The organism is Lacticaseibacillus camelliae DSM 22697 = JCM 13995, assembly GCF_001311195.1.
Classification (GTDB): Bacteria; Bacillota; Bacilli; order Lactobacillales; family Lactobacillaceae; genus Lacticaseibacillus; species Lacticaseibacillus camelliae.
The window spans coordinates 51,649-71,373 of sequence record NZ_BBAJ01000004.1; the positions used below are offsets into that span (position 1 = coordinate 51,649).

A 19,725-nucleotide genomic window follows, 5' to 3' on the forward strand; every position below is an offset into this window, starting at 1 on the left:
AGGAAATTTTAGCATGACTGTTAAAATTGGTATCAATGGTTTTGGCCGTATCGGTCGTTTGGCCTTCCGTCGCATCTTTGAATTAGGTGCCAAGAGCAACGATATTGAAGTTGTTGCCATCAACGATCTGACCAGCCCAGCGATGTTGGCTCACCTGCTGAAGTACGATTCTACTCATGGTACATTCCCTGGTGAAGTCAGCGCTACCGACAACGGTATCGTTGTTAACGGCAAGGAATACCGTGTTTATGCTGAACCTCAGGCTCAGAACATTCCTTGGGTTAAGAACGACGGCGTTCAGTACGTTCTGGAATGCACAGGCTTCTACACCTCAGCTGAAAAGGCTCAGGCTCACTTGGATGCCGGCGCAGAACGTGTTCTGATTTCCGCACCTGCTGGCAAGATCAAGACCATCGTTTACAACGTCAACGATGACACCTTGGACGCAAACGACAAGATTGTTTCTGCCGGCTCTTGCACGACCAACTGCTTGGCCCCAATGGCTTACTTCCTGAACAAGGAATTCGGCATCGAAGTTGGTACCATGACAACGGTTCACGCTTACACCTCCACTCAGATGCTGCTTGACGGCCCTGTTCGCGGTGGCAACCTGCGCGCTGCGCGTTCTGCTGCTGTTAACACCATCCCTCACTCAACTGGTGCGGCTAAGGCTATCGGCATCGTTATCCCAGAACTGAACGGCAAGCTTCAGGGCCACGCACAGCGTGTCTCCGTTGTTGACGGCTCCCTGACCGAATTGGTTTCCATCCTGAAGACCAAGAACGTGACGGCTGACCAGGTCAACGCTGCGATCAAGAAGCACACTGACGGCAACCCAAGCTTTGGCTACAACGCTGACGAGATCGTTTCGTCTGACGTTATCGGCACAACCTACGGCTCAATCTTCGACCCTACCCAGACCGAAGTAACGACCGCCGGTGACTACCAGCTGGTTAAGACGGTTGCTTGGTACGACAACGAATATGGCTTCACTTGCCAGATGATTCGTACCCTGCTGAAGTTCGCGACTCTCTAATTTAAAACCTTAGAGCATTAACGATTTCAACCGTTATGAAGGGGGCGGAGGGAGTATCTCCCTCCGCCTTCTTTTTATGACAGAATGTGCAAAAACACACGCGCATTTCCCGGCCTATTGTGGGCTGGGCTTGCCGTGCCAAACCGCTGGTTTGGTAGGGCAAACCTAGTCCCCAGTGGCCAGGTGGATGTGCACAAAGCATTCCAACATTTTAGGAGGGTTTTATTCAATGGCTAAATTGATCGTTTCTGATCTAGACGTGAAGGACAAAAAAGTCCTGATCCGCGTTGATTTCAACGTGCCGATCAAAGACGGCGTCATCGGTGATGACAACCGTATCGTGGCAGCACTGCCAACGATCCAATACGTGATCGACCATGGCGGCAAGGCAATCCTGCTGTCTCACTTGGGCCGCGTGAAGACCGAAGAAGACAAGGCTAAGTTGAGCCTGCGTCCAGTTGCAGAGCGTCTTTCCGAACTGCTGAAGAAGCCGGTTACCTTTGTCCCAGCCACTCGTGGCAAGGAACTTGAAGACGCAATCGCTAAGATGAACGACGGCGACGTTCTCGTCATGGAGAATACGCGCTTTGAAGACCTTGACGGCAAGAAAGAATCCGGCAACGATCCTGAACTGGGCAAGTACTGGGCATCCCTGGGCGACCTGTTCGTCAACGATGCGTTCGGTACCGCTCACCGTCAGCACGCTTCCAACGTCGGCATTGCGTCCAACATGCCGCAAACGGCTGCTGGTTTCTTGATGGAAAAGGAAATCAAGTTCTTGGGCAACGCGGTTGAAAACCCGAAGCGCCCATTCGTTGCCATCTTAGGTGGGGCGAAGGTTTCTGACAAGATCGGCGTGATCCGCAACCTGGTTCCTAAGGCTGACAAGATCATCGTCGGTGGCGGTATGACATACACCTTCTACGCGGCTAAGGGCCTGTCGGTTGGCAAGTCACTGGTTGAGAAGGATAAGATTGACCTGGCAAAGCAGATTATGGACGAAGCCGGCGACAAGCTTTTGCTGCCAGTTGACAACGTGGTCGCAACCGAGTTCTCGAATGATGCGCCGCACAAAGTTGTTGAAGGCGCCATTCCTGACGGTTACATGGCTTTGGATATCGGTCCTAAGTCCATTCAGGACATCAAGGATGCGCTTAATGGTGCCAAGACGGTTGTTTGGAACGGCCCAATGGGCGTGTTCGAAATGCCGAACTATGCTAAAGGCACCTTGGAAGTCGGCACAGCCCTTGGCGATCTCAAAGACGCAACCACGATCATTGGTGGTGGTGATTCGACCGCCGCTGCCAAGCAGCTCGGCATCGCACCGAAGATCACTCACATCTCCACTGGCGGTGGCGCAAGCCTTGAATACCTGGAAGGTAAGACTCTGCCAGGCATCGCGGCAATTTCCGACAAGTAAGCTTCAGTCTGAAAGGAAGTTAATTATGCGCACACCTATCATGGCCGGGAACTGGAAAATGAACAAGAACCCGGAAGAAACACAAGCATTCCTGGACGGCGTTAAGGGTAAGCTCCCTGAATCCAGCAAGGTTCAGACCGTCATTGCTGCTCCTGCAATTGACCTGACCACACTGGTGGCCGGCGCCAAGGGCACACCACTTCAGACTGCGGCAGAAAACTGCTACTTCGAAGATGCTGGTGCCTTCACTGGTGAAACCAGCCCGAAAGCCCTCAAGGACATGGGTCTGGACTATGTCGTGATCGGCCACAGCGAACGCCGCGGCTATTTCCACGAGACTGACCAGGACATCAACAAAAAGGCGAAGGCCATTTTGAAGAATGGCCTGCTGCCAATCATCTGCTGTGGTGAAAGTCTCGACCAGCGTGAAGCTGGCCAGACCAACGACTGGGTTGCTTCTCAAGTTGAAGCAGCACTGGCTGGCATCTCGGCTGCTGACGTGAAAAACAGCGTCATCGCGTACGAACCGATTTGGGCCATTGGCACAGGCAAGACTGCCTCTGCTGATCAGGCACAAGAAGTCGTTGCGCACATTCGTTCAATCGTTGCGAAGCTTTACGATGCCGAGACTGCGGATGCTGTCCGCATTCTTTACGGCGGTTCCGTTAAGCCTGCAAACGTCAAGGAATTGATGGCCAAGCCTGATATCGATGGCGGCTTGGTTGGCGGTGCATCGATGGATCCAGAAAGCTTCGTTGCCTTGGCCAACTACCAAGACTAATCCCACAGTTTTTCTGTGGTAAACTAAAAACGATAAATTCTGCCTGTTAAAGGCGATTAAAAGGAGAAAACATATGTCTATTATTACAGATGTTTTGGCCCGCGAGGTTCTTGATTCCCGTGGCAACCCGACTGTTGAAGTTGAACTTTACACGGAAGACGGCGGCTTTGGCCGTGCGCTTGTTCCGTCAGGTGCTTCCACCGGTGAACACGAAGCCGTTGAGCTTCGTGACGGCGACAAGTCCCGTTTCGGCGGCAAGGGTGTTCTGAAGGCCGTTGCAACGTGAACGACGTCATCTCCAAGGCCGTTATCGGCTTGGACGCAACTGAACAACGCCTGATCGACCAGACCATGATCGATCTTGATGGTACCCCGAACAAGGGCAAGCTTGGCGCCAATGCGATTCTTGGCGTTTCCCTGGCTGCAGCCCGTGCTGCTGCGTCCGAAGTTGGTCTGCCACTCTACGAGTACCTTGGCGGCCCTAACGCGCACGTGATGCCAACACCGATGATGAACGTCCTCAATGGTGGCGCGCACTCCACGAACACCGTTGACTTCCAGGAATTCATGATCATGCCTGTTGGTGCGAAGTCCATGCGTGAAGCGATTCGCATGGGTTCTGAAACCTTCCACGCGCTGCAAGCTGAGCTGAAGGCTAAGGGCGACATCACTTCCGTCGGCGACGAAGGCGGCTTTGCTCCTAACCTGAAGGACAACGAGGAAGCCTTTGAGCTGCTTGTTGAAGCCATTCAGAAGGCCGGCTACAAGCCGGGCGAAGACGTTGCGATCGCCTTTGATGTTGCTTCTTCTGAGTTCTACGACCCAGAGACCAAGAAGTACACCCTGAAGTGGTCTGACCCTGATACTTCCTACACGACCGACGAATTCATCGATCTGCTGGCGAAGTACATCGACAAGTACCCGATTGTTTCAGTCGAGGATCCGATCGACGAAAACGACTGGGAAGGCTGGCAGAAGTTCACCGCCAAGATGGGCGACAAAGTCCAAATCGTCGGCGATGATCTGTTCGTTACCAACACCGATTACCTGAAGAAGGGTATCGATATGGGTGTTGCCAACTCCATCCTGATCAAGCTGAACCAAATCGGGACGTTGACCGAAACCTTCGAAGCCATCGAAATGGCCAAGGAAGCCGGTTACACCGCGGTTGTTTCTCACCGTTCTGGTGAAACTGAAGATACGACGATCGCTGACTTGGTTGTTGCAACCAACGCCGGCGAGATCAAGACTGGTTCCATGAGCCGGACTGATCGGATCGCGAAGTACAACCAGTTGATGCGGATCGAAGACGAACTCGGCAAGTCTGCAACGTACAAGGGCCGCAAGTCCTTCTACAACGTTAAGGCAATCGACTAGTCTGGCCCGCGCCAGTGCACATTTAACGTTGAGTTAAGTGCGATAAAGCATCCTGCGATTCTGCAGGGTGCTTTTTTTGATTGGTCAGCCGAAAAATTCACACTTTCTTCACAATTCACTCGCACACTATTATGTGACTGTTTTTATTCTACCAACTCACGGGGGAGTGACATCATGAACGAAGAACAAAGGGAAAAAAAAGCCCATGGCGGCGCAACCTGAACGTCTTGTGGGGGTGCACGTTTATTGCCGGGATCGCGTTTTCCGAAATCACCCCGTTCATGTCACTGTATGTCGGTGAGCTGGGCAATTTCACCAAGGCACAAGTCTCCCTGTACTCCGGCCTCGTGTTCGCCGCGACTTTTTTTGTGACCGCCATTGTGTCGCCGCTGTGGGGCGCGCTGGCCGATCGTAAGGGCCGCAAGATCATGCTGATCCGCGCAGCGGTCGGCATGGCCGTCGCGATGTTTCTGATGGGGCTGGTCACCAACGTCTGGCAGCTGATCGGTCTGCGAGCGCTGCAGGGCCTGTTTTCGGGGTTCATTTCGAATGCGCAGGCGTTGATCGCCTCGCAGACGCCACGCAACCACGCCGGCAGGGCACTTGGCACGCTGGTGACGGGTTCCACCTCTGGCATGCTGATGGGGCCGGTGATTGGCGGGCTGCTGGCCCAGTTCATGTCGATCCGGGTGACCTTCTTTATCACTGCCGGGCTGTTGATGTTGGCGGGCCTTGCCTCAGCCTGTTCGTCAAAGAGTACTTTGTGCCGGCACCGCGTAAGAAAGGCGGCAAATCAGGTTTGGCCGGGTTGCTGGGCCAATTTGCGAACCCTAAGCTGATCATTGTGCTGCTAATTTCGACCATGATCGTTCAGCTGGGTAACGCGTCGATTTCGCCAATCATCAGCCTTTACATCAAAGAGTTGATGCACAACGCCGGGCCAGTGGCCTTGGTGGCCGGGATCATTGCCGCCTTGCCTGGGCTGTCCAACATCTTAGCGGCGCCGCGGCTAGGTGACTATGGGGACAAACACGGCTCCGGCAAAGTGCTGATTGCGGGTTACTTGTTCGCGGTCGTCATGTACTTTCCCCAAGGCTTTGTCACCAGTGTTGTTCTGCTCGGGGTCCTGCGGTTTGCCATTGGGATCTCCGATGGGGCACTGTTCCCCACGATTCAAACGCTGCTGACTAAGAACTCGCCGGCCTCGGCGACCTCAGCGATTTTCTCCTGGAACCAGTCGTTTCAGGCGCTGGGCAACATGTTTGGGGGCCTGCTGGGCGGGCTGCTCGGCGGGATCTTTAACTACAATGTCGTGTTTATCTCCACGGCCGCGTTGTTGCTCATCAACTTCATCATTTTGTGGTTCACGGAGCCGTCGCTTCGGCGCGGTTAGGTTCGCATTTTATGCGGCCCTTTTTTTTGCTGTATAATGGAATAAGTTTCTTTGGAGGTGTGACATGCAAAAGGCTTCAAAAACCGTCGATCCCACGCGGCTGCGCTTCGTCCTTTTTGGACTATTGGTGGGCCTTTTGACTGGCGCTGTGGTGGCGGCGTTTAGATTATCGATCGAGCGGATCTTGTCCTTCATGCAGTCGCTGTATCGCGCGGCGACCCCAGGGCTCTTGGCCTGATCGTGCTGGGCAGTATTGCCGCCGGCCTCGTCGTTGCCTGGATGCTGAAGAGTGAGCCGAATATCTCAGGGTCCGGGATCCCGCAGGTCGAAGGGCAGCTGCAAGGGGAGCTTGAGTTTCATTGGTGGTCGATCCTCTGGAAAAAGTTTGTCGCCGGGATCATCAGTATCGGCCCGGGGCTATTTCTGGGCCGGGAAGGGCCATCGATTCAGCTGGGTGCCGCCGTGGGTCAAGGCGTCGCCCAAGGGTTTAAGAAACACGGGTCAGACCGGCGCATCATGATCGCCGCCGGGGCCGCCGGGGGCTTAGCCGCCGCGTTCAACGCGCCAATTGCCGGCACCATGTTTGTGCTTGAAGAGGTTTACCATAACTTTAGCCCACTGGTATGGATCACCAGTTTGGCAAGCGCCGTGGGGGCCAACTTCATTTCACTGAACGTCTTTGGTGAAGTGCCGGTTCTGCACTTGGTTTACGATCGCCCCTTGCCGGTTTCTTTGTACTGGCATTTGCTCCTTCTGGGGGTCCTGCTTGGTGTTTTAGGGTTCGCGTATCAAAAAAACGTTGCTCGCGATGCCCAAGCTGTATTCCTACACGCACATTCCGCGGGCGCTGCAGGGGCTGGTGCCGTTTCTTCTGGTGATTCCGATTGGCCTGCTGGATCCGGCCATTTTAGGCGGTGGCAACGGGCTGATCACTGGGTTTAACAGGAGCATTCCCGCGTTTGGGGTGCTGCTGGTGATTTTTGCGCTGCGGTTCGTTTTTTTCCATGGTTTCGTATGGGTCCGGGCTCCCCGGCGGGATTTTTCTACCGATCCTGTCGCTTGGTGCGGTGATTGGGGCGGCTTACGCGGTGCTGATGGGCGACATCGGCTGGCTGCCGCGCGCCTACGAGATGAATCTGATCATTTTTGCCATGGCCGGGTACTTCGCCGGCATCGGCAAGGCGCCGTTTACCGCCATTTTGCTAATCACCGAGATGGTGGGCAACTTGACCAACCTGATGGCCATGGCGGTGCTGTCTTTGGTCGCCTATGTGGTGGTCGACCTGTTGGTGGGGCCCGATTTATGAGTCGCTGCTGCGGCGGATGACAACCAAGAACCGGCTGCAGGCGATTCACCGCATGGACCGCCTGGAGCTGCCGGTGTACGCCGGTAGTGTTCTGGACGGCATGGCGGTGCGCGATTTTAAGTGGCCCAAGGAAACGCTGCTGATGGCGATCAGACGCGGCGAGGACAGCCTGTTGCCGCATGGTGACACCGTGATCCACGGCGGGGATACCCTGGTCATATTGACCGATGCCAGCCGGCGGGCGGCAGTGCGCAAGCGGCTGCACGAGCTGGCGGAAAAAAATGAGTGAGCAGGAGTCTTAACGAGGTTGCCCAGCGCGTGGTGATGCGCAAACTCGACTGGTCTTGACGCTGAGTTTGTGATAATCTACTACTAGTAACCATTTGCAAGGGAGGGAAAAACTTGCAGACCCTTTTTACGAATTTACTCATCATCGACTCGATCCTCATCGTGATCGCGACCCTGATGCAGCCAAGTAAGCAGCAAGATGCTTTAAGTGCGCTGTCTGGCGGCGCCACCGACTTGTTTGGTAAGCAAAAATCACGGGGCTTTGAAGCGTTTATGGAAAAGGTGACCGTTGTACTGGGCGTCCTTTTCTTCGCCTTCTCGCTCGTCTTAGTGTATCTGGCATCCCACTAACGAAGGTCTCCTGGTGAACAGGGGCCTTTTTTTGGAGGCAGGCACGTACGCAGCTGATTAAGCAAGCCGAAATTGCGGTGAGTGGTTTGGCTGGCCTGCGCTTGGATGCGGCCAATTAATTTAGAGATTGAAAGATTTTTATCAAAAGAAAACGAGGGACATGTATGACCACAGTCGGCCACTTAAGAAATGAATTACTGGCGACGTTTCGGCGCAACCCGCAGATCGGTTTTTCCACTGCGTCGCTGAATCGCGCGCTCAAATTGACGTCTGCCGAGGACTTTAAGGTGATGGTGCAGGCGCTCACCGGGCTCGAAAATGATGACTTGATTCATCAAGACGATAATCAGCGCTACATGCTCGGCGGCAAGCCGCAGAGCCTGGAAGGCGTGTTCCACGGCAACGAAAAGGGCTTCGGCTTTGTTGCCATCGAAGACCAGGACAATGATATGTTCATTGCCCCGCCGAACACCAAGTTTGCCATGGACGGCGACACTGTCGAAGTGACGGTGGTGCACCAGGCCCGGCCCGGCGACACCCGCGGCCCTGAAGGCGCGGTCACGAAGGTGGTCGAGCGCAAGAATACGCGCTTGGTCGGCGAGTACGCGCCGCTGTCTGATGCGGAGCACAGTCGGACCGGGTTCATTGGCACGGTCACCAGTCATGAGAAAAAATTGGCGCGCTATCCGATTTTTATCAAGGATAACGGCACCGTGCCGGAACGCGGCGACATGATCATGGCCGAGATCACCGAGTTTCCGAACGCCGACCGGCCGAACAGCATGGTCGGTTTGATCGTTCAGAACCTGGGCAACAAGAACGCGCCTGGGGTCGACATCATGTCGCTGGTGCTGGCCAACGATATTTACGTGGATTACCCGGATGACGCGATGGCCCAGGCCAACGGCATTCCGGATCACGTGACGGCTGAGGACCGGTTGGGTCGCCGTGACATCACCGATCAGCCGGTGGTCACCATCGACGGCGATGACTCCAAGGACTTCGATGACGCGGTGGTGGCATGGAAGCTGCCCAACGGCAATTACCATTTGGGTGTCCACATTGCGGATGTGTCCTACTACGTCACGGAAGGCTCGCCGCTGGACAAAGAAACATACAAGCGCGGCACCTCGACTTACTTGGTCGACCGTGTCATTCCGATGCTGCCATTCCGGCTCAGTAACGGTATCTGCTCGCTGAACCCGAATGAGGATCGCTTGGCCATGTCGTGTGACATGGAGATCGATGGCGAAGGCCATGTGGTCAGCCACGAGATTTACCAAAGCGTCATTCGGTCCCACGGCCGCTTGACCTACAACAAGGTCAACCAGGTGCTCGATGGCGATCCTGATGCGACTGCCGAATACGGCGACTTGGTCCCAATGCTCAAGCTGATGGCGGACCTGCACAAGATCCTTTACAAGATGCGCCATGGCCGCGGCGCCATTGACTTTGAGGAAAATGAAGCCAAAATCATTGTGGATGATGAAGGCACCCGACCGACATCGTGCTGCGCGAGCGCGGCGTGTCCGAGCGCATGATCGAAAGTTTCATGCTGCAAGCGAACGAAACGGTCGCCGAGCATTACAACCGCATGCACGTGCCGTTCCTGTACCGGGTCCACGAGACGCCGGATGAGGACCGGATCAAGGACTTTGTTGATTTTCTGGCCACGTTCGGCCTGCAGGTCCCGATCAAAAAAGGGCAGCAGGTGACGCCAAAGATGCTGCAAAACGTCAACACCGAAGTCGCCGGCACACCAGAGGAAATGATGGTCAACGTCAAGATGCTGCGCAGCCTGAAGCAGGCGCGGTACTCTGACGAGCCCCTTGGCCACTTCGGGATCGCCGCCAAGTACTACTGCCACTTCACGAGCCCGATTCGCCGTTATCCTGACCTGGTCGTTCACCGGCTGATCCGGACTTACGCGATCGAAGGGACCGGTGACAACGTTCAAACCAAGTGGGCGGAGAAGCTGCCGGACATTGCGGCCCAGGCCTCGACCCGTGAGCGGCACAGTGTCGACGCCGAGCGCGCCGTGGACGACCTCAAGAAGGCCGAGTTCATGGCTGACAAGGTCGGCGAAGAGTTTGATGCCGTGGTTTCCGGCGTTGCCGGATTTGGGATGTTTGTGGCCCTGCCGAACACCGTTGAAGGGCTGGTCCACATCACCCGGATGACGGATGACTATTATGGCTTCCTGGAAAGCCAGATGGCGCTGATCGGCGAGCGCACCCACCATATCTACCGCATTGGGCAGCCGGTGCGGGTGAAGCTCGAAGCCGTCGACGTTGAACAGCGTCAGGTCGACTTTTCGCTGGTGCCGACGGCTGACACCCCGACAACCGATCTGGCCGTGCCGAAGCAGCCCCGCCGCCAGCCGCGGCACGATGACCACAAGGCCGGTGCGCCCAAGCCTGGCGATCAGGCAAGCGGCACAATGCCAAGCGCCCGACCGGCCACGCCAACCGTTCCGCAACACGATCGGCAGCCAGGTCAAGGGTCACGCGACCCGTGGTGGTAATAAAGGAAACAGACATTAGCCAAGGAAGGTGAGCCGATGGCAAAGAAAATGAAGCCAAAGCCCGATAACCTACTGGCCCAAAACAAAAAGGCCTGGCACGATTACAACATTCTCGAAACTTACGAGGCGGGAATCGCCCTGACCGGGACTGAAATCAAGTCGGTGCGGGCAGGCAAGACCAACTTGCGTGATGGTTCATTCGCATTACGAATAATGAGGCCTGGCTGGTCAATGTGCACATCAGTCCTTACAAAGAGGGCAATCAGTTCAATGTTGACCCGCTGCGTTCTCGCAAGCTCTTGCTGCATAAAAAAAGAAATCGCCAAGCTGCTTGCTGCTTTGACCCAGCAGGGTAAAACCGCAGTGCCGCTGCGCATGTACCTGAAGCATGGCTACGCGAAGGTGCTGATTGGCGTGGCGGAAGGTAAGAAGCTTTATGATAAGCGTGAAGCCTTAAAGAAAAAGGACCAGAAGCGTGAAATGGCCCGGGCACTGAAAGAACGCTATTAACACAAAAAAATCCAAGCCGGGTGGGCTTGGATTTTTTTGTCGTCTTCAGAGCCGCAGAAACACGTCGAGCCGAATGTAGGGCCAATTGCCTTTCATGGTCCAATCGGTGATCTTGGCGTAGACGTTCAGGCCGGCGTCTAACAGGCGCGCGATGACGATGTTTTCTTTCTTTGGGAGGTAACCGAGCTTGCGGCCGCTGGGCGTTTCGACTCTGGTCGCGAACGCGTCATAGGCGTTTTTCTCGCGCAGCAGTTTGACCTGCATGCCCAGTTCCAGGTCGCTGGTCAAAGTTTCTGGGTCGGCGACATGGGCGGTCCCTGCGACGTGATGGTTGATGAGAAGGATCTCGTCTCCTCCGGCAACATGCTCAGCTTGACTCGGCATCCCGCCATGCCAAGGGGTCAAGCCGCTACCACCGGCGACCGGCTTGATTTCAAATTCACTCATTGGTTTCATCTCCTAAGTCGCCCACCAGCTGCCCGTAAAGGACGATATTGGCGGCGACCTGCTGTTTCAGCTGGTTGAGGGTCAGTTGTAAGGTGGCCTGGTGATGCGCGCGCCAGGTCTCGTTTTGGAGCTCTTTCTCGATGGTGAGCGGCCACTTTTGATGGAGCTGGACGTTGCGCCTCCGCTCCCTGGCCAAATCGGTCAACAGCTTGGCCAGCTGCTGGTGCAACTCAGGCAGTGATAAGGCTTCATCATCGCCATCATCCAGAATCGCCGCGATGGTTTGCAAAACCGCCAGCAAGCCGTTTGCATAGGCATCAAGGACAATCAAAAATAATTTGGCATCGGCGGCGCTTTGATGAGGATGTAAATCGGGGTGCAACGCTTTGATCAGCTGCTTGTACAAGGCGTTCAGCTCGTCCGTCTGGGGAGCGGATAACATTGGCAGGGAGAGGTACTCCCTCGCAGTGGTCAGCTGACCGCGCATAACCGACAGCGAGTGGACCCGTTCTTCAAACTGCTGCGTCACCCGCACTTGAATTGCAGGGAGGTCGATGGGGAGACCGCGATTGAGGTACTGACGAATCAGCCGGATCCGGTAGGCCGTTTCGTCCCGCTTCAGCTCGGCCTCATAAAGCGCGATCTCCAGGGGGCCAAATTGGGTCCAGTAAAAGGCCTCGAGGTTGGGGAGGCGATGGTTGGCCAAGGCGTCATTTTCCTGGACCGCATCCAGGAGCAGTTCTCGCACAACGTCCAGGCGAAGACGCGCCAAAGCCAGCTCGGGCGAAGACATTAATTCGTACATGCGGCGCACCTCCTTTTAAATCTATTATCCAGCCACGAGAAACCGGTTGCAAGCCAGGCCTAAAAAAAAGACCCGCTTGTAGCGGATCTGTGCTGCGCTTACGCGTAAATGTAATCGCGCGTCAACGGTAAACCGGTGCCTGACGGGGCCTTGGTGACCAGATACTGAATGACATCGATGTTGCCCGATTCGAATGAGGCACCAGCGGCCTGAAGGTAAAGGTCCCACATCCGGGTGAACTCGTACCCGAACTTCTGCTGGATCGTGTTGCGGTGGGCGTTGAAGTTTTCGTCCCACCGTTCAACGGTGTGCTGGTAATGGCGCCGCAGCGGCTCCAGATCGGAAATCTGCAGGCCGGCATTGATAATGTTATCAATGTTTTCGCTCAGACCGGGAATGTAGCCGCCTGGGAAGATGTACTTGTTGAGCCAGGCATTCGTGGCGCCGCCTTGCTGCCGGGTGATCCCGTGGATCAGAGCTGATCCGCCGTCGGCCAAGAGCTTGGTGACATCTTTGAAGTACAGGGGCAGGTTTTCCTTGCCGACATGTTCGAACATCCCGACTGAGGTGATGTAGTCGTACGGCCCATCAGTCAGTTCGCGGTAATCTTCGAGCAGGACCCTGGCGTGATCTTGCAGGCCCAAGTCCTTGATGCGCTGGTTGACGAAATCGTACTGCTCCTGCGAAAGGGTGATGCCCGTGACGTCGAGGTGGTAGCGCTTGGCGGCAGTCAGCATCAGCGTGCCCCAGCCGCAGCCGATATCCAGGAAGCGGCGGCCCGGCTGCGGGTCGAGCTTGCGGAGGATGTGATCGACTTTGTTTTGCTGCGCTGACGTCAGATCCTGATCCCAGTCGTCAAAGTAGGCGCAGGAATAGGTCATGGTGTCGTCCAGCCAGAGTTTGTAGAAATCATTGCCCAGGTCGTAATGCGCCTGAATGTCCTGTTTACTCTTTTTCTCCGTGTGTGATTGCTTCGGAATGAAGCGCATCAGCTTTTTGTTGCGCATAAACGAGCCGGCGCTTTCGTAAGCGGCCGTGATGACCTGCTGAAGCGGGAATTGACCGCCCCCGGTCACATCGACGTCACCGCGCATGTAAGCCTCGCCAAGGGCCAATGAGGCGTTTTTAAGCAGGTCCCTGACCGGGATGGCCTTTTTCATGTGAACGGTGATACTTGGGGTGCCTTCACCATATGTCTTTTGCGTATGGTCCCAGTATTCCACTGTCACCGGAATATTGAACGAATGCGCAAACATTTGGTCGTAAAATTGTTTCTCGAGCATGTGTGACCTCCTTAAAATCTGTTCTAAGTTACTTTACTCTTTTCACCGCGAAAAGAAAAATGACAACCCCTGAAAAACTGCGTGCAACATTGTGGGGATGCCACTTTCATCGGCATTGAAGCCGCCCGGTCAAAATTGTTTTCATAAAATAATTGGCGATTTTCAGGCCTCGTCGTCAGGCTCGTCAAGCGTGTAGTAAAGGTCCTTTTCCGGGAGCAGCACTTCCGCGCGGGTGGCGGCGTCAAGCGCCTTGGCCTCACGTTCCGGGTGGAAGCTGTGCCAAGCACGATGATCCGCGGTGCGACCATTTGCGCCAGCTTGATCAGATCCGGGCGCGTGGCGTGGCCGGAGCAGGAGAGAAAGCGCAGCGGAATCTGATGCGCGGCGAGGAAGTCCTTCAGTTGCTGAAAGCGGGGATCATAATCGCCCAGTGGTTCGCCGTTGGTGTGGACGTACTGCGAAACCGGCAAAGTCGCCAGCCAGTCCAAGTGCGCAAAGGCGCTTTCCAGCACATACTGGGCTGGCGCTTGCCGAATCGTTGCCAGCTCGATGGTTTCGCCAATGACTTGGTCAGGGGCCTGGTCAGTCATCTCGGTCAGCACGGCTGCGTCCGGCTTTTCCCAAACCATCTGCCGGCCAGCCTGGTGGGCTACAGTTTGAATCGCCGCCAGCCGCGCGTAATTGCGGATGTAGGGGTTGATGGCCACAAGCGCCGGGGCTTGCTTCAGCACTGCCAGCAGGTGGTCCTGGAAGCCTTGCTCGGTCAGCGGCACGCTTGGATGGGCCTGGTCTTCAACCGGCGTTTCGGTGTCAAAGGAGAACGTGGTGCCTTCGATCATGAACATGGCGAGCTTTTTGTCGTGAAACACCTGGGCCCAGTGCGCGACGCGTTCGGGGTGTGGGCCATTGAGACGAACGTCACCGGAGTGCGCGTACCAGCGCTCACCATCGCCGACAAGCAGGGCCATGACGCCGGGCTCGTCGTGATCAGACGCGAAGCCTTCAACGGTGAACGCGCCAACGGTCACGGGAGTTTCAAACGGCAACGGGTGGAGATTGTGAACGGGCTTTTCGATGCCCAGTCTGATCAGCGTTTTGTACAGCTGGTAACTCGGCGCCGACAGGTAAATCGGAATGTCAGACTTGAGGTACTGCAGCGCGCCCATGTGGTCGATGTGCAGATGGGAAATAAAGATGGCCTCATGGGCCAGGGATCTTCCGCTAGTCCAAAAAGTTCCGGCACGTTTGGCAGTTTGCCGTGGTCGATCGCCGAAGCAACGGTTTCGTCGGTGAGGTCCGCCGCCACCCCAAAGTCCATGATCACCCGACTGTCGTCAGTTGAAAATTCGACGATGTTGCCGCCAATTGTGGTGAGTCCATTCAAGAATCTGATTTGCGTCATGATATCCTCCTGGTTAGCGGCGGTGCAGGCCGCGCTTGTACCGCCTAATCGTAATGGTTCATTTTACGCCACTTTGCGGCCAAGGTCACGCGGTGAGCGCAGAGCGCGGCCGGTCAAAAATTGGGGACTGGGGGTTTGACAAAAAAAGAGCCGGCCGAGGCCGACTCTTTGTCGTTCATTTTGGTTACTTGGCATCTTTCAGAATTGCTTCTGTCTTCTTCTGCAGCGTGCCCATGGCATCGACTGGCTTGGTGTGCTTAGTGGTCATGGAATCAACCGCGTCAAGCAAGTCGTTACGGTACTCGGTAAAGCCTTTAAAGGCAGTGGACTGGAAACCGGAATCCAGTGAGTCAACGGCCGCCTTGTTCACTTCGTGCTTTTGCAGGTAACTCTGGAAGCCGGCATCCTTGACCGCGGACTTGCGCAGCGGCACGTACCCAGTCTGTTCAGCCCACTTGATGGTTTCCTTCTTAGAGGTGAGGAACTTCATGAAGGCCCAAGCACCTTTGCGCTGATCCGTCGAAGCGGACTTGAACATCACAAGGTCATTGCCGGCCAGTTCAGTGGCTTTCTTGCCCTTGTAAGAAGGTACCGGGGTGGTGTTCCATTCAAAGCCCTTCGGTGCATCTTCCTGCATCGAGGAAACACCGGCTGAGGAGCCGATGTAGAAGAGGGTCTTGCCAGAGGTGAAGTTCTTGTCGCCGTAAATATCTTCACCGGCGGTCTTGGCTTCGCCGTCCTGCAGCATGTTGAAAATCATGTTGGTGACTTGCATGGTCTTCTTGGAGTTCAGGTTAGCCTTCAGTCCGGTCGTGACTAGCGCATTGCCATTTTGACGCGCCAAGCTTCGAGCTCCATATCGAAGGATTGGTCAAAGCCGACCACTGCCACGCCCTTGCTCTTGAGCGTCTTGCCCAGGGCTTGAAGTTCTTCCCAAGTCGTTGGCACTTTAGTGACACCCAGCTTCTTCATGAGCGCTGGCTGGTAGTACATGATGCGAGTCGACTTGGAAAACGGCATGGAGTAATACTTGCCTGATACTTCGAGCTGGAAATAAACGCTGGGTAGATGTCGTTCAGTGAACTCTGACTCAACTTATCACTGCCCTTGAGCATGTATGGATCCAGCGGGGTGATGAAACCGTTGGAAACATAGTCGGGAACGGTGGTGTAGGTCGTCTGCGCGATGGTCGGCAGTGACTTGGACTTGGCGCCGGCCATGATCTTCTGCTGCAAGGCGGTGTAATTGCCCTGCGCAGTGCCTTTGACGACGTACTTGTTTTGCGAGTTATTGAAGTCCTTAATAATGCCATCAAGTGCGGTCTTGTAAGGGCCATTCATTCCGTGCCAGAAAGTGATCGTCACTTTCTTATCACTTGTGCCGCTGTTACTTGAAGAATTCGAATTGCCGCAAGCGGCAAGGGTCAAGCCGAGCAAAACGGCGGCTGCCCCTAGTAATGATTTACCCCAAACACTCTTTTTCATGAGTTAAACTATCCTTTCAATCCAGCTTTTGAGATACCAGCAATAATGTATTTCTGTAAGAAGATGTAAACAATCACCATCGGAATGATGACGAAGGTCGAAGCCGCCATCAGCAGCTGATACTGCGTCCCGGCATCGGTGGTGAAGGCTTGCAGCCCAACCGGCAGGGTGCGCATGTTCTCGCTGTTGGTCACGATCAGCGGCCACATGAAGGAGTTCCACGAACCGATGACCTCCAAAACGGTCACGGCGGTAATGGTGGACTTGCTCATCGGGACTAAGACGGTCCACAGGTACTTCCAGTCCGATGCCCCGTCCATTTTGGCAGCGTAATAAATCTGGTCAGGGGTGGACTGAAACGTCTGCCGGAGCGTGAACACGGTAAAGAAACTGGCCAACCAGGGCAGAATCAAGGCCCCGTAGGTGTTGATCAAGCTCATTTTGGACAAGGTGACGAAGTTGGGGATGATCAACATCTCTCCGGGGATCATCATGGTGCCCAGGAAAATCATGAACAGTAAGTTCTTGCCCCAGAACTTGAGCCGGGCGAACGCAAAGGCCGCCAGGATACTCGTCAGCAGTTGGCCAGCGGTCGTGACCACCGTGACGATCACTGAGTTAATGAAGTAACGCAGGAACGGGGCGGCGTGGAAGGCTTCGACGTAATTGTGCCAGCGCAGCACCTTGGGAATCCAAACCGGTGGGACCTTGATGGTTTCCGGGCCGGACTTCAGCGAGGTCGAGATCATCCACAGGAAGGGCACGAGCATCGTCAAGGCCCCGATCGAAATAATCAGGTAAAGTAAGATACGGCTGATTTTTTTGCCATTGTATGACCTCCTTGTTAGTAGTGCACGTGCTTGCGGGAGTACCACAATTGCACGAACGTGACGAGGAGGATCAACACAAACAGGACAACGCCACTGGCGGCCGCGATTGGGTATTTGTACTCGGTGTAGAACTTCTGGTACAGGTAGTACACGATCGTCAAGTCGGCCTTGCCTGGGCCCGGCGTGCCTTGGAACAGGGCGAAGATCTCGTCAAAGACCTTGAATGAACTGATGACACCATTCACGGAGACCAGGAAGGTGATTGGCGAAATCATCGGAATGGTCACGTTCCAGAACCGTTGCCAAGCGTTTGCACCGTCAATTTCGGCCGCCTGATAGTAGCCTTTATCGATGTTGTTCAGCCCCACCAAGAACAAGATGATGTTGAACCCAAGGCCTTTCCAAATGCTCATGATGATCAGGGCCAGCAGTGACCAGTGGGGATCGGTCAACCAGTTGATGGGGTGGATGCCGACAAGGCTGAGAAAGTAGTTCATCAGCCCGTAGTCGGAGTGATAGATCCAGTTCCACACCATCGCGATCGCGACGGTCGAAGTCACGAACGGGAGAAAGTAAACAGTCCGGAAGAAGCCCGAGAGCCATTTGATTTGGTTGAGCATGAGCGCAATCACGAGTGACAAGACCACCGTGATTGGGACGACCCCCGCCACGAAAATCAGCGTGTTGCGGACCGCCAAGTGAAAGTCCGGGTCATTCCACAGGTAGACGAAGTTGTCGAACCCCATTTTGCTGACTTTATCCGTGTAGAAGTTGTACTTGGTGTAAAAACTCATCAGCAGCGATGAGATGATCGGCCAAATACTAAAGTTGACGGAGATCACCAGCATCGGCAGTAGATAGAGGTAGGCTTTGAGCGATGATTTGAGCGTTGGCTTCTCATTCATCATGAGAATCACCGCCAAAAATCAGAGCGCCTTTGTCGTCGAAAAGGAAGAACCCGGCCTTGGTCAGGAAAAAGTCGCCTTCTTGCTGATCCGCCGGCAGCCCGGCCATTTCGGTGGACAACAGTGTCTCACCGTTGTAGGTCAGGTTGGCCGTCGACTCGCGCCCGTACTTTCTGGCCTGCTTCAACCCGGCGTGGATCTTCGCGACCATGCCCTGGCCGTTGTCGAAGGGGACAATGGCTTCGCTGCGAATACCGGCCGTTTTGGCCTGCGCCAAAATGCTTGCCGGCACGCTGGCGACCAGGTCGGCCTTCAGCGCCTCGGCGGGCAGGGTGTTGATCACCGGCTCGCCAATAAATTTGGCGACAAACAGGTTGGCCGGTCGGTCGTATAAGACATCCGGGGTTGAGAACTGCTGAATGGTGCCGTGCGCCAGCACCATGATATTGTCGGAAATGTGCAGCGCCTCGTCCTGGTCATGGGTCACGAAAATGGTCGTGACGCCAGTTTCCTGCTGGATGCGGCGAATTTCCTGACGCATTTCGATGCGCAGGCGCGCGTCAAGGTTTGACAACGGTTCATCAAGAAGCAAGAGCGACGGCGATTTGGCCAGGGCCCGCGCGATGGCGACGCGCTGCTGCTGCCCACCGGACAGGCCACCAGGCTTCTTGTCGAGCTGATCGTCCACGTGGACAAGCTTGGCAAGTTCCTCGGCCCGCTTGTACCGCTCGGCCTTCTTGACCTTCTGCATCTTCAGCGGGAAGGCGATATTGTCGCGCACCGTTAAGTGCGGGTAAAGTGAGTAGTTCTGAAAGACCATACCGACCTTGCGGGCCAAGGCGTCTTTTTTTCGTGACGTCTTCGTCCCCAAAATAGATATGGCCAGAGGTCGCCGGCAGGAGGCCGGAGATCAGGTTAAGGGTCGTGGTTTTGCCCCCGCCGCTTGGCCCTAATAAAGAAACAAGGGTGCCATCAGGAATCTGAAAATTCAGATGCTTGAGGGTATCTTTCTTTCCATCGTAGGACAAAGTGACGTCTTTAAACGTTACTTTCAACCCAGTTACGCTCCTTCAACTGTATTCGAGTGCCGCCAACTGCCATGAGCGACACTAGATATATCGTAGCAAAGATACGCTCATGCCACAAGATACAGTATGATGACAGATTTAGCTTACCAGATGTGGCAGATGAGAAGGAATGCCTTTGATTCTATCGCATTTATCGAATGGAGACCGTTTCTGTTTACCCTAAGAGTAGGGAGGCAGTGGGCCAGGATTTAAAAACTCTTTGGCCTGTTTTGCCAAAGTCGGCAGTGACACCGATAATGCTTAAAATAATAACAATAGAGGATTTCACTTATGCTTACGATTACCCGACGACAGGGGATGATGAGACGGTTTAATCAATTTTGGGATGGCCAGAGCCGCCGTATCGGCCTTTGAAAAGATAAAACGCCTATCCTCGCATTTGGGCTGAGGCGAAAACTTTGCTATACTCAGTAGGCGAATGGCCAGCGAGCAAGGAGGGGATGTTGCGGCGGCGCTGGCTGGATCAATAAGGCCGCAACAATTACCTCAATTTT

Annotated in this window: 11 protein-coding genes and 7 pseudogenes; 10 read left to right on the forward strand and 8 right to left on the reverse strand. The window is 54.9% G+C overall.

The window, feature by feature from the left end; translation table 11 throughout:
• Nucleotides 1–13: 13 nt before the first annotated feature.
• The 10 genes and pseudogenes from gap (at nt 14) to smpB (ending at nt 10,987) form a co-directional block, all read left to right on the forward strand.
• Nucleotides 14–1,036 carry a type I glyceraldehyde-3-phosphate dehydrogenase gene (gene gap / locus JCM13995_RS01430; RefSeq protein WP_054661729.1) on the forward strand — a complete coding sequence of 341 codons (1,023 nt, stop codon included), beginning with the start codon at nt 14–16 and terminating at the stop codon, nt 1,034–1,036.
• A gap of 229 nt (nt 1,037–1,265) precedes the next feature.
• Nucleotides 1,266–2,456 carry a phosphoglycerate kinase gene (locus tag JCM13995_RS01435; protein ID WP_054661732.1) on the forward strand — a complete coding sequence of 397 codons (1,191 nt, stop codon included), beginning with the start codon at nt 1,266–1,268 and terminating at the stop codon, nt 2,454–2,456.
• 25 nt (nt 2,457–2,481) lie between these two features.
• On the forward strand, nt 2,482–3,237 hold the full coding sequence (tpiA, locus tag JCM13995_RS01440; RefSeq protein ID WP_054661735.1) for a triose-phosphate isomerase: 756 nt from the start codon (nt 2,482–2,484) through the stop codon (nt 3,235–3,237).
• A 73-nt stretch (nt 3,238–3,310) separates the two neighbouring features.
• Nucleotides 3,311–4,536: pseudogene (eno, locus tag JCM13995_RS01445) on the forward strand (phosphopyruvate hydratase); the annotation flags it as partial.
• Between the two features lie 252 nt (nt 4,537–4,788).
• Nucleotides 4,789–6,007 (forward strand): annotated as a pseudogene (locus JCM13995_RS01450) (MFS transporter).
• Between the two features lie 64 nt (nt 6,008–6,071).
• Entirely contained in the window at nt 6,072–6,245 is a 174-nt protein-coding gene (locus JCM13995_RS17970; RefSeq protein WP_439645191.1) for a hypothetical protein, read from the forward strand.
• A 26-nt stretch (nt 6,246–6,271) separates the two neighbouring features.
• Nucleotides 6,272–7,603: pseudogene (locus JCM13995_RS01455) on the forward strand (ClC family H(+)/Cl(-) exchange transporter); the annotation flags it as partial.
• A 113-nt stretch (nt 7,604–7,716) separates the two neighbouring features.
• Nucleotides 7,717–7,953: a preprotein translocase subunit SecG gene (gene secG / locus JCM13995_RS01460; RefSeq protein ID WP_054661738.1), complete on the forward strand. Its 237-nt coding sequence runs from the start codon at nt 7,717–7,719 to the stop codon at nt 7,951–7,953.
• Between the two features lie 164 nt (nt 7,954–8,117).
• Nucleotides 8,118–10,509, forward strand: a pseudogene (gene rnr, locus JCM13995_RS01465) (ribonuclease R).
• Nucleotides 10,510–10,513: 4 nt separating this feature from the next.
• Nucleotides 10,514–10,987, forward strand: coding sequence for an SsrA-binding protein SmpB (gene smpB / locus JCM13995_RS01470; protein ID WP_225350628.1), 474 nt, complete (start codon nt 10,514–10,516; stop codon nt 10,985–10,987).
• 45 nt (nt 10,988–11,032) lie between these two features.
• Here smpB and JCM13995_RS01475 read toward each other — a convergent pair whose 3' ends face one another.
• From JCM13995_RS01475 to JCM13995_RS01510, 8 genes and pseudogenes are all read right to left on the reverse strand, one after another.
• Nucleotides 11,033–11,434, reverse strand: coding sequence for an HIRAN domain-containing protein (locus JCM13995_RS01475; RefSeq protein WP_054661741.1), 402 nt, complete (start codon nt 11,432–11,434; stop codon nt 11,033–11,035).
• Nucleotides 11,427–12,239 (reverse strand): J domain-containing protein, encoded by an 813-nt coding sequence (locus tag JCM13995_RS01480; protein ID WP_054661743.1) that lies wholly within the window; start codon nt 12,237–12,239, stop codon nt 11,427–11,429. Before JCM13995_RS01480 ends, JCM13995_RS01475 begins: the two co-directional genes overlap by 8 nt.
• A 98-nt stretch (nt 12,240–12,337) precedes the next feature.
• Entirely contained in the window at nt 12,338–13,522 is a 1,185-nt protein-coding gene (locus tag JCM13995_RS01485) for an SAM-dependent methyltransferase (protein ID WP_054661745.1), read from the reverse strand.
• Nucleotides 13,523–13,684: 162 nt separating this feature from the next.
• A pseudogene (locus tag JCM13995_RS01490) lies at nt 13,685–14,924 on the reverse strand (MBL fold metallo-hydrolase).
• Between the two features lie 184 nt (nt 14,925–15,108).
• Nucleotides 15,109–16,408 (reverse strand): annotated as a pseudogene (locus JCM13995_RS01495) (ABC transporter substrate-binding protein).
• 8 nt (nt 16,409–16,416) lie between these two features.
• Nucleotides 16,417–17,178: a carbohydrate ABC transporter permease gene (locus JCM13995_RS01500; RefSeq protein ID WP_054661748.1), complete on the reverse strand. Its 762-nt coding sequence runs from the start codon at nt 17,176–17,178 to the stop codon at nt 16,417–16,419.
• 74 nt (nt 17,179–17,252) lie between these two features.
• A complete protein-coding gene (locus JCM13995_RS01505) occupies nt 17,253–18,146 on the reverse strand; it encodes a carbohydrate ABC transporter permease (protein WP_054661751.1) in 894 nt (297 codons plus the stop codon).
• Nucleotides 18,136–19,198: pseudogene (locus JCM13995_RS01510) on the reverse strand (ABC transporter ATP-binding protein). Before JCM13995_RS01510 ends, JCM13995_RS01505 begins: the two are co-directional and overlap by 11 nt.
• Between the last annotated feature and the right edge of the window lie 527 nt (nt 19,199–19,725).

Coding starts and splice junctions, on each gene's coding strand:
- gap (WP_054661729.1), top strand. CDS start 14: ATGACTGTTAAAATTGGTATCAATGGTTTTGGCCGTATCGGTCGTTTG.
- JCM13995_RS01435 (WP_054661732.1), top strand. CDS start 1,266: ATGGCTAAATTGATCGTTTCTGATCTAGACGTGAAGGACAAAAAAGTC.
- tpiA (WP_054661735.1), top strand. CDS start 2,482: ATGCGCACACCTATCATGGCCGGGAACTGGAAAATGAACAAGAACCCG.
- JCM13995_RS17970 (WP_439645191.1), top strand. CDS start 6,072: ATGCAAAAGGCTTCAAAAACCGTCGATCCCACGCGGCTGCGCTTCGTC.
- smpB (WP_225350628.1), top strand. CDS start 10,514: ATGGCAAAGAAAATGAAGCCAAAGCCCGATAACCTACTGGCCCAAAAC.
- JCM13995_RS01475 (WP_054661741.1), bottom strand. CDS start 11,434: ATGAGTGAATTTGAAATCAAGCCGGTCGCCGGTGGTAGCGGCTTGACC.
- JCM13995_RS01480 (WP_054661743.1), bottom strand. CDS start 12,239: ATGTACGAATTAATGTCTTCGCCCGAGCTGGCTTTGGCGCGTCTTCGC.
- JCM13995_RS01485 (WP_054661745.1), bottom strand. CDS start 13,522: ATGCTCGAGAAACAATTTTACGACCAAATGTTTGCGCATTCGTTCAAT.
- JCM13995_RS01500 (WP_054661748.1), bottom strand. CDS start 17,178: ATGCTCGTGCCCTTCCTGTGGATGATCTCGACCTCGCTGAAGTCCGGC.
- JCM13995_RS01505 (WP_054661751.1), bottom strand. CDS start 18,146: ATGATGAATGAGAAGCCAACGCTCAAATCATCGCTCAAAGCCTACCTC.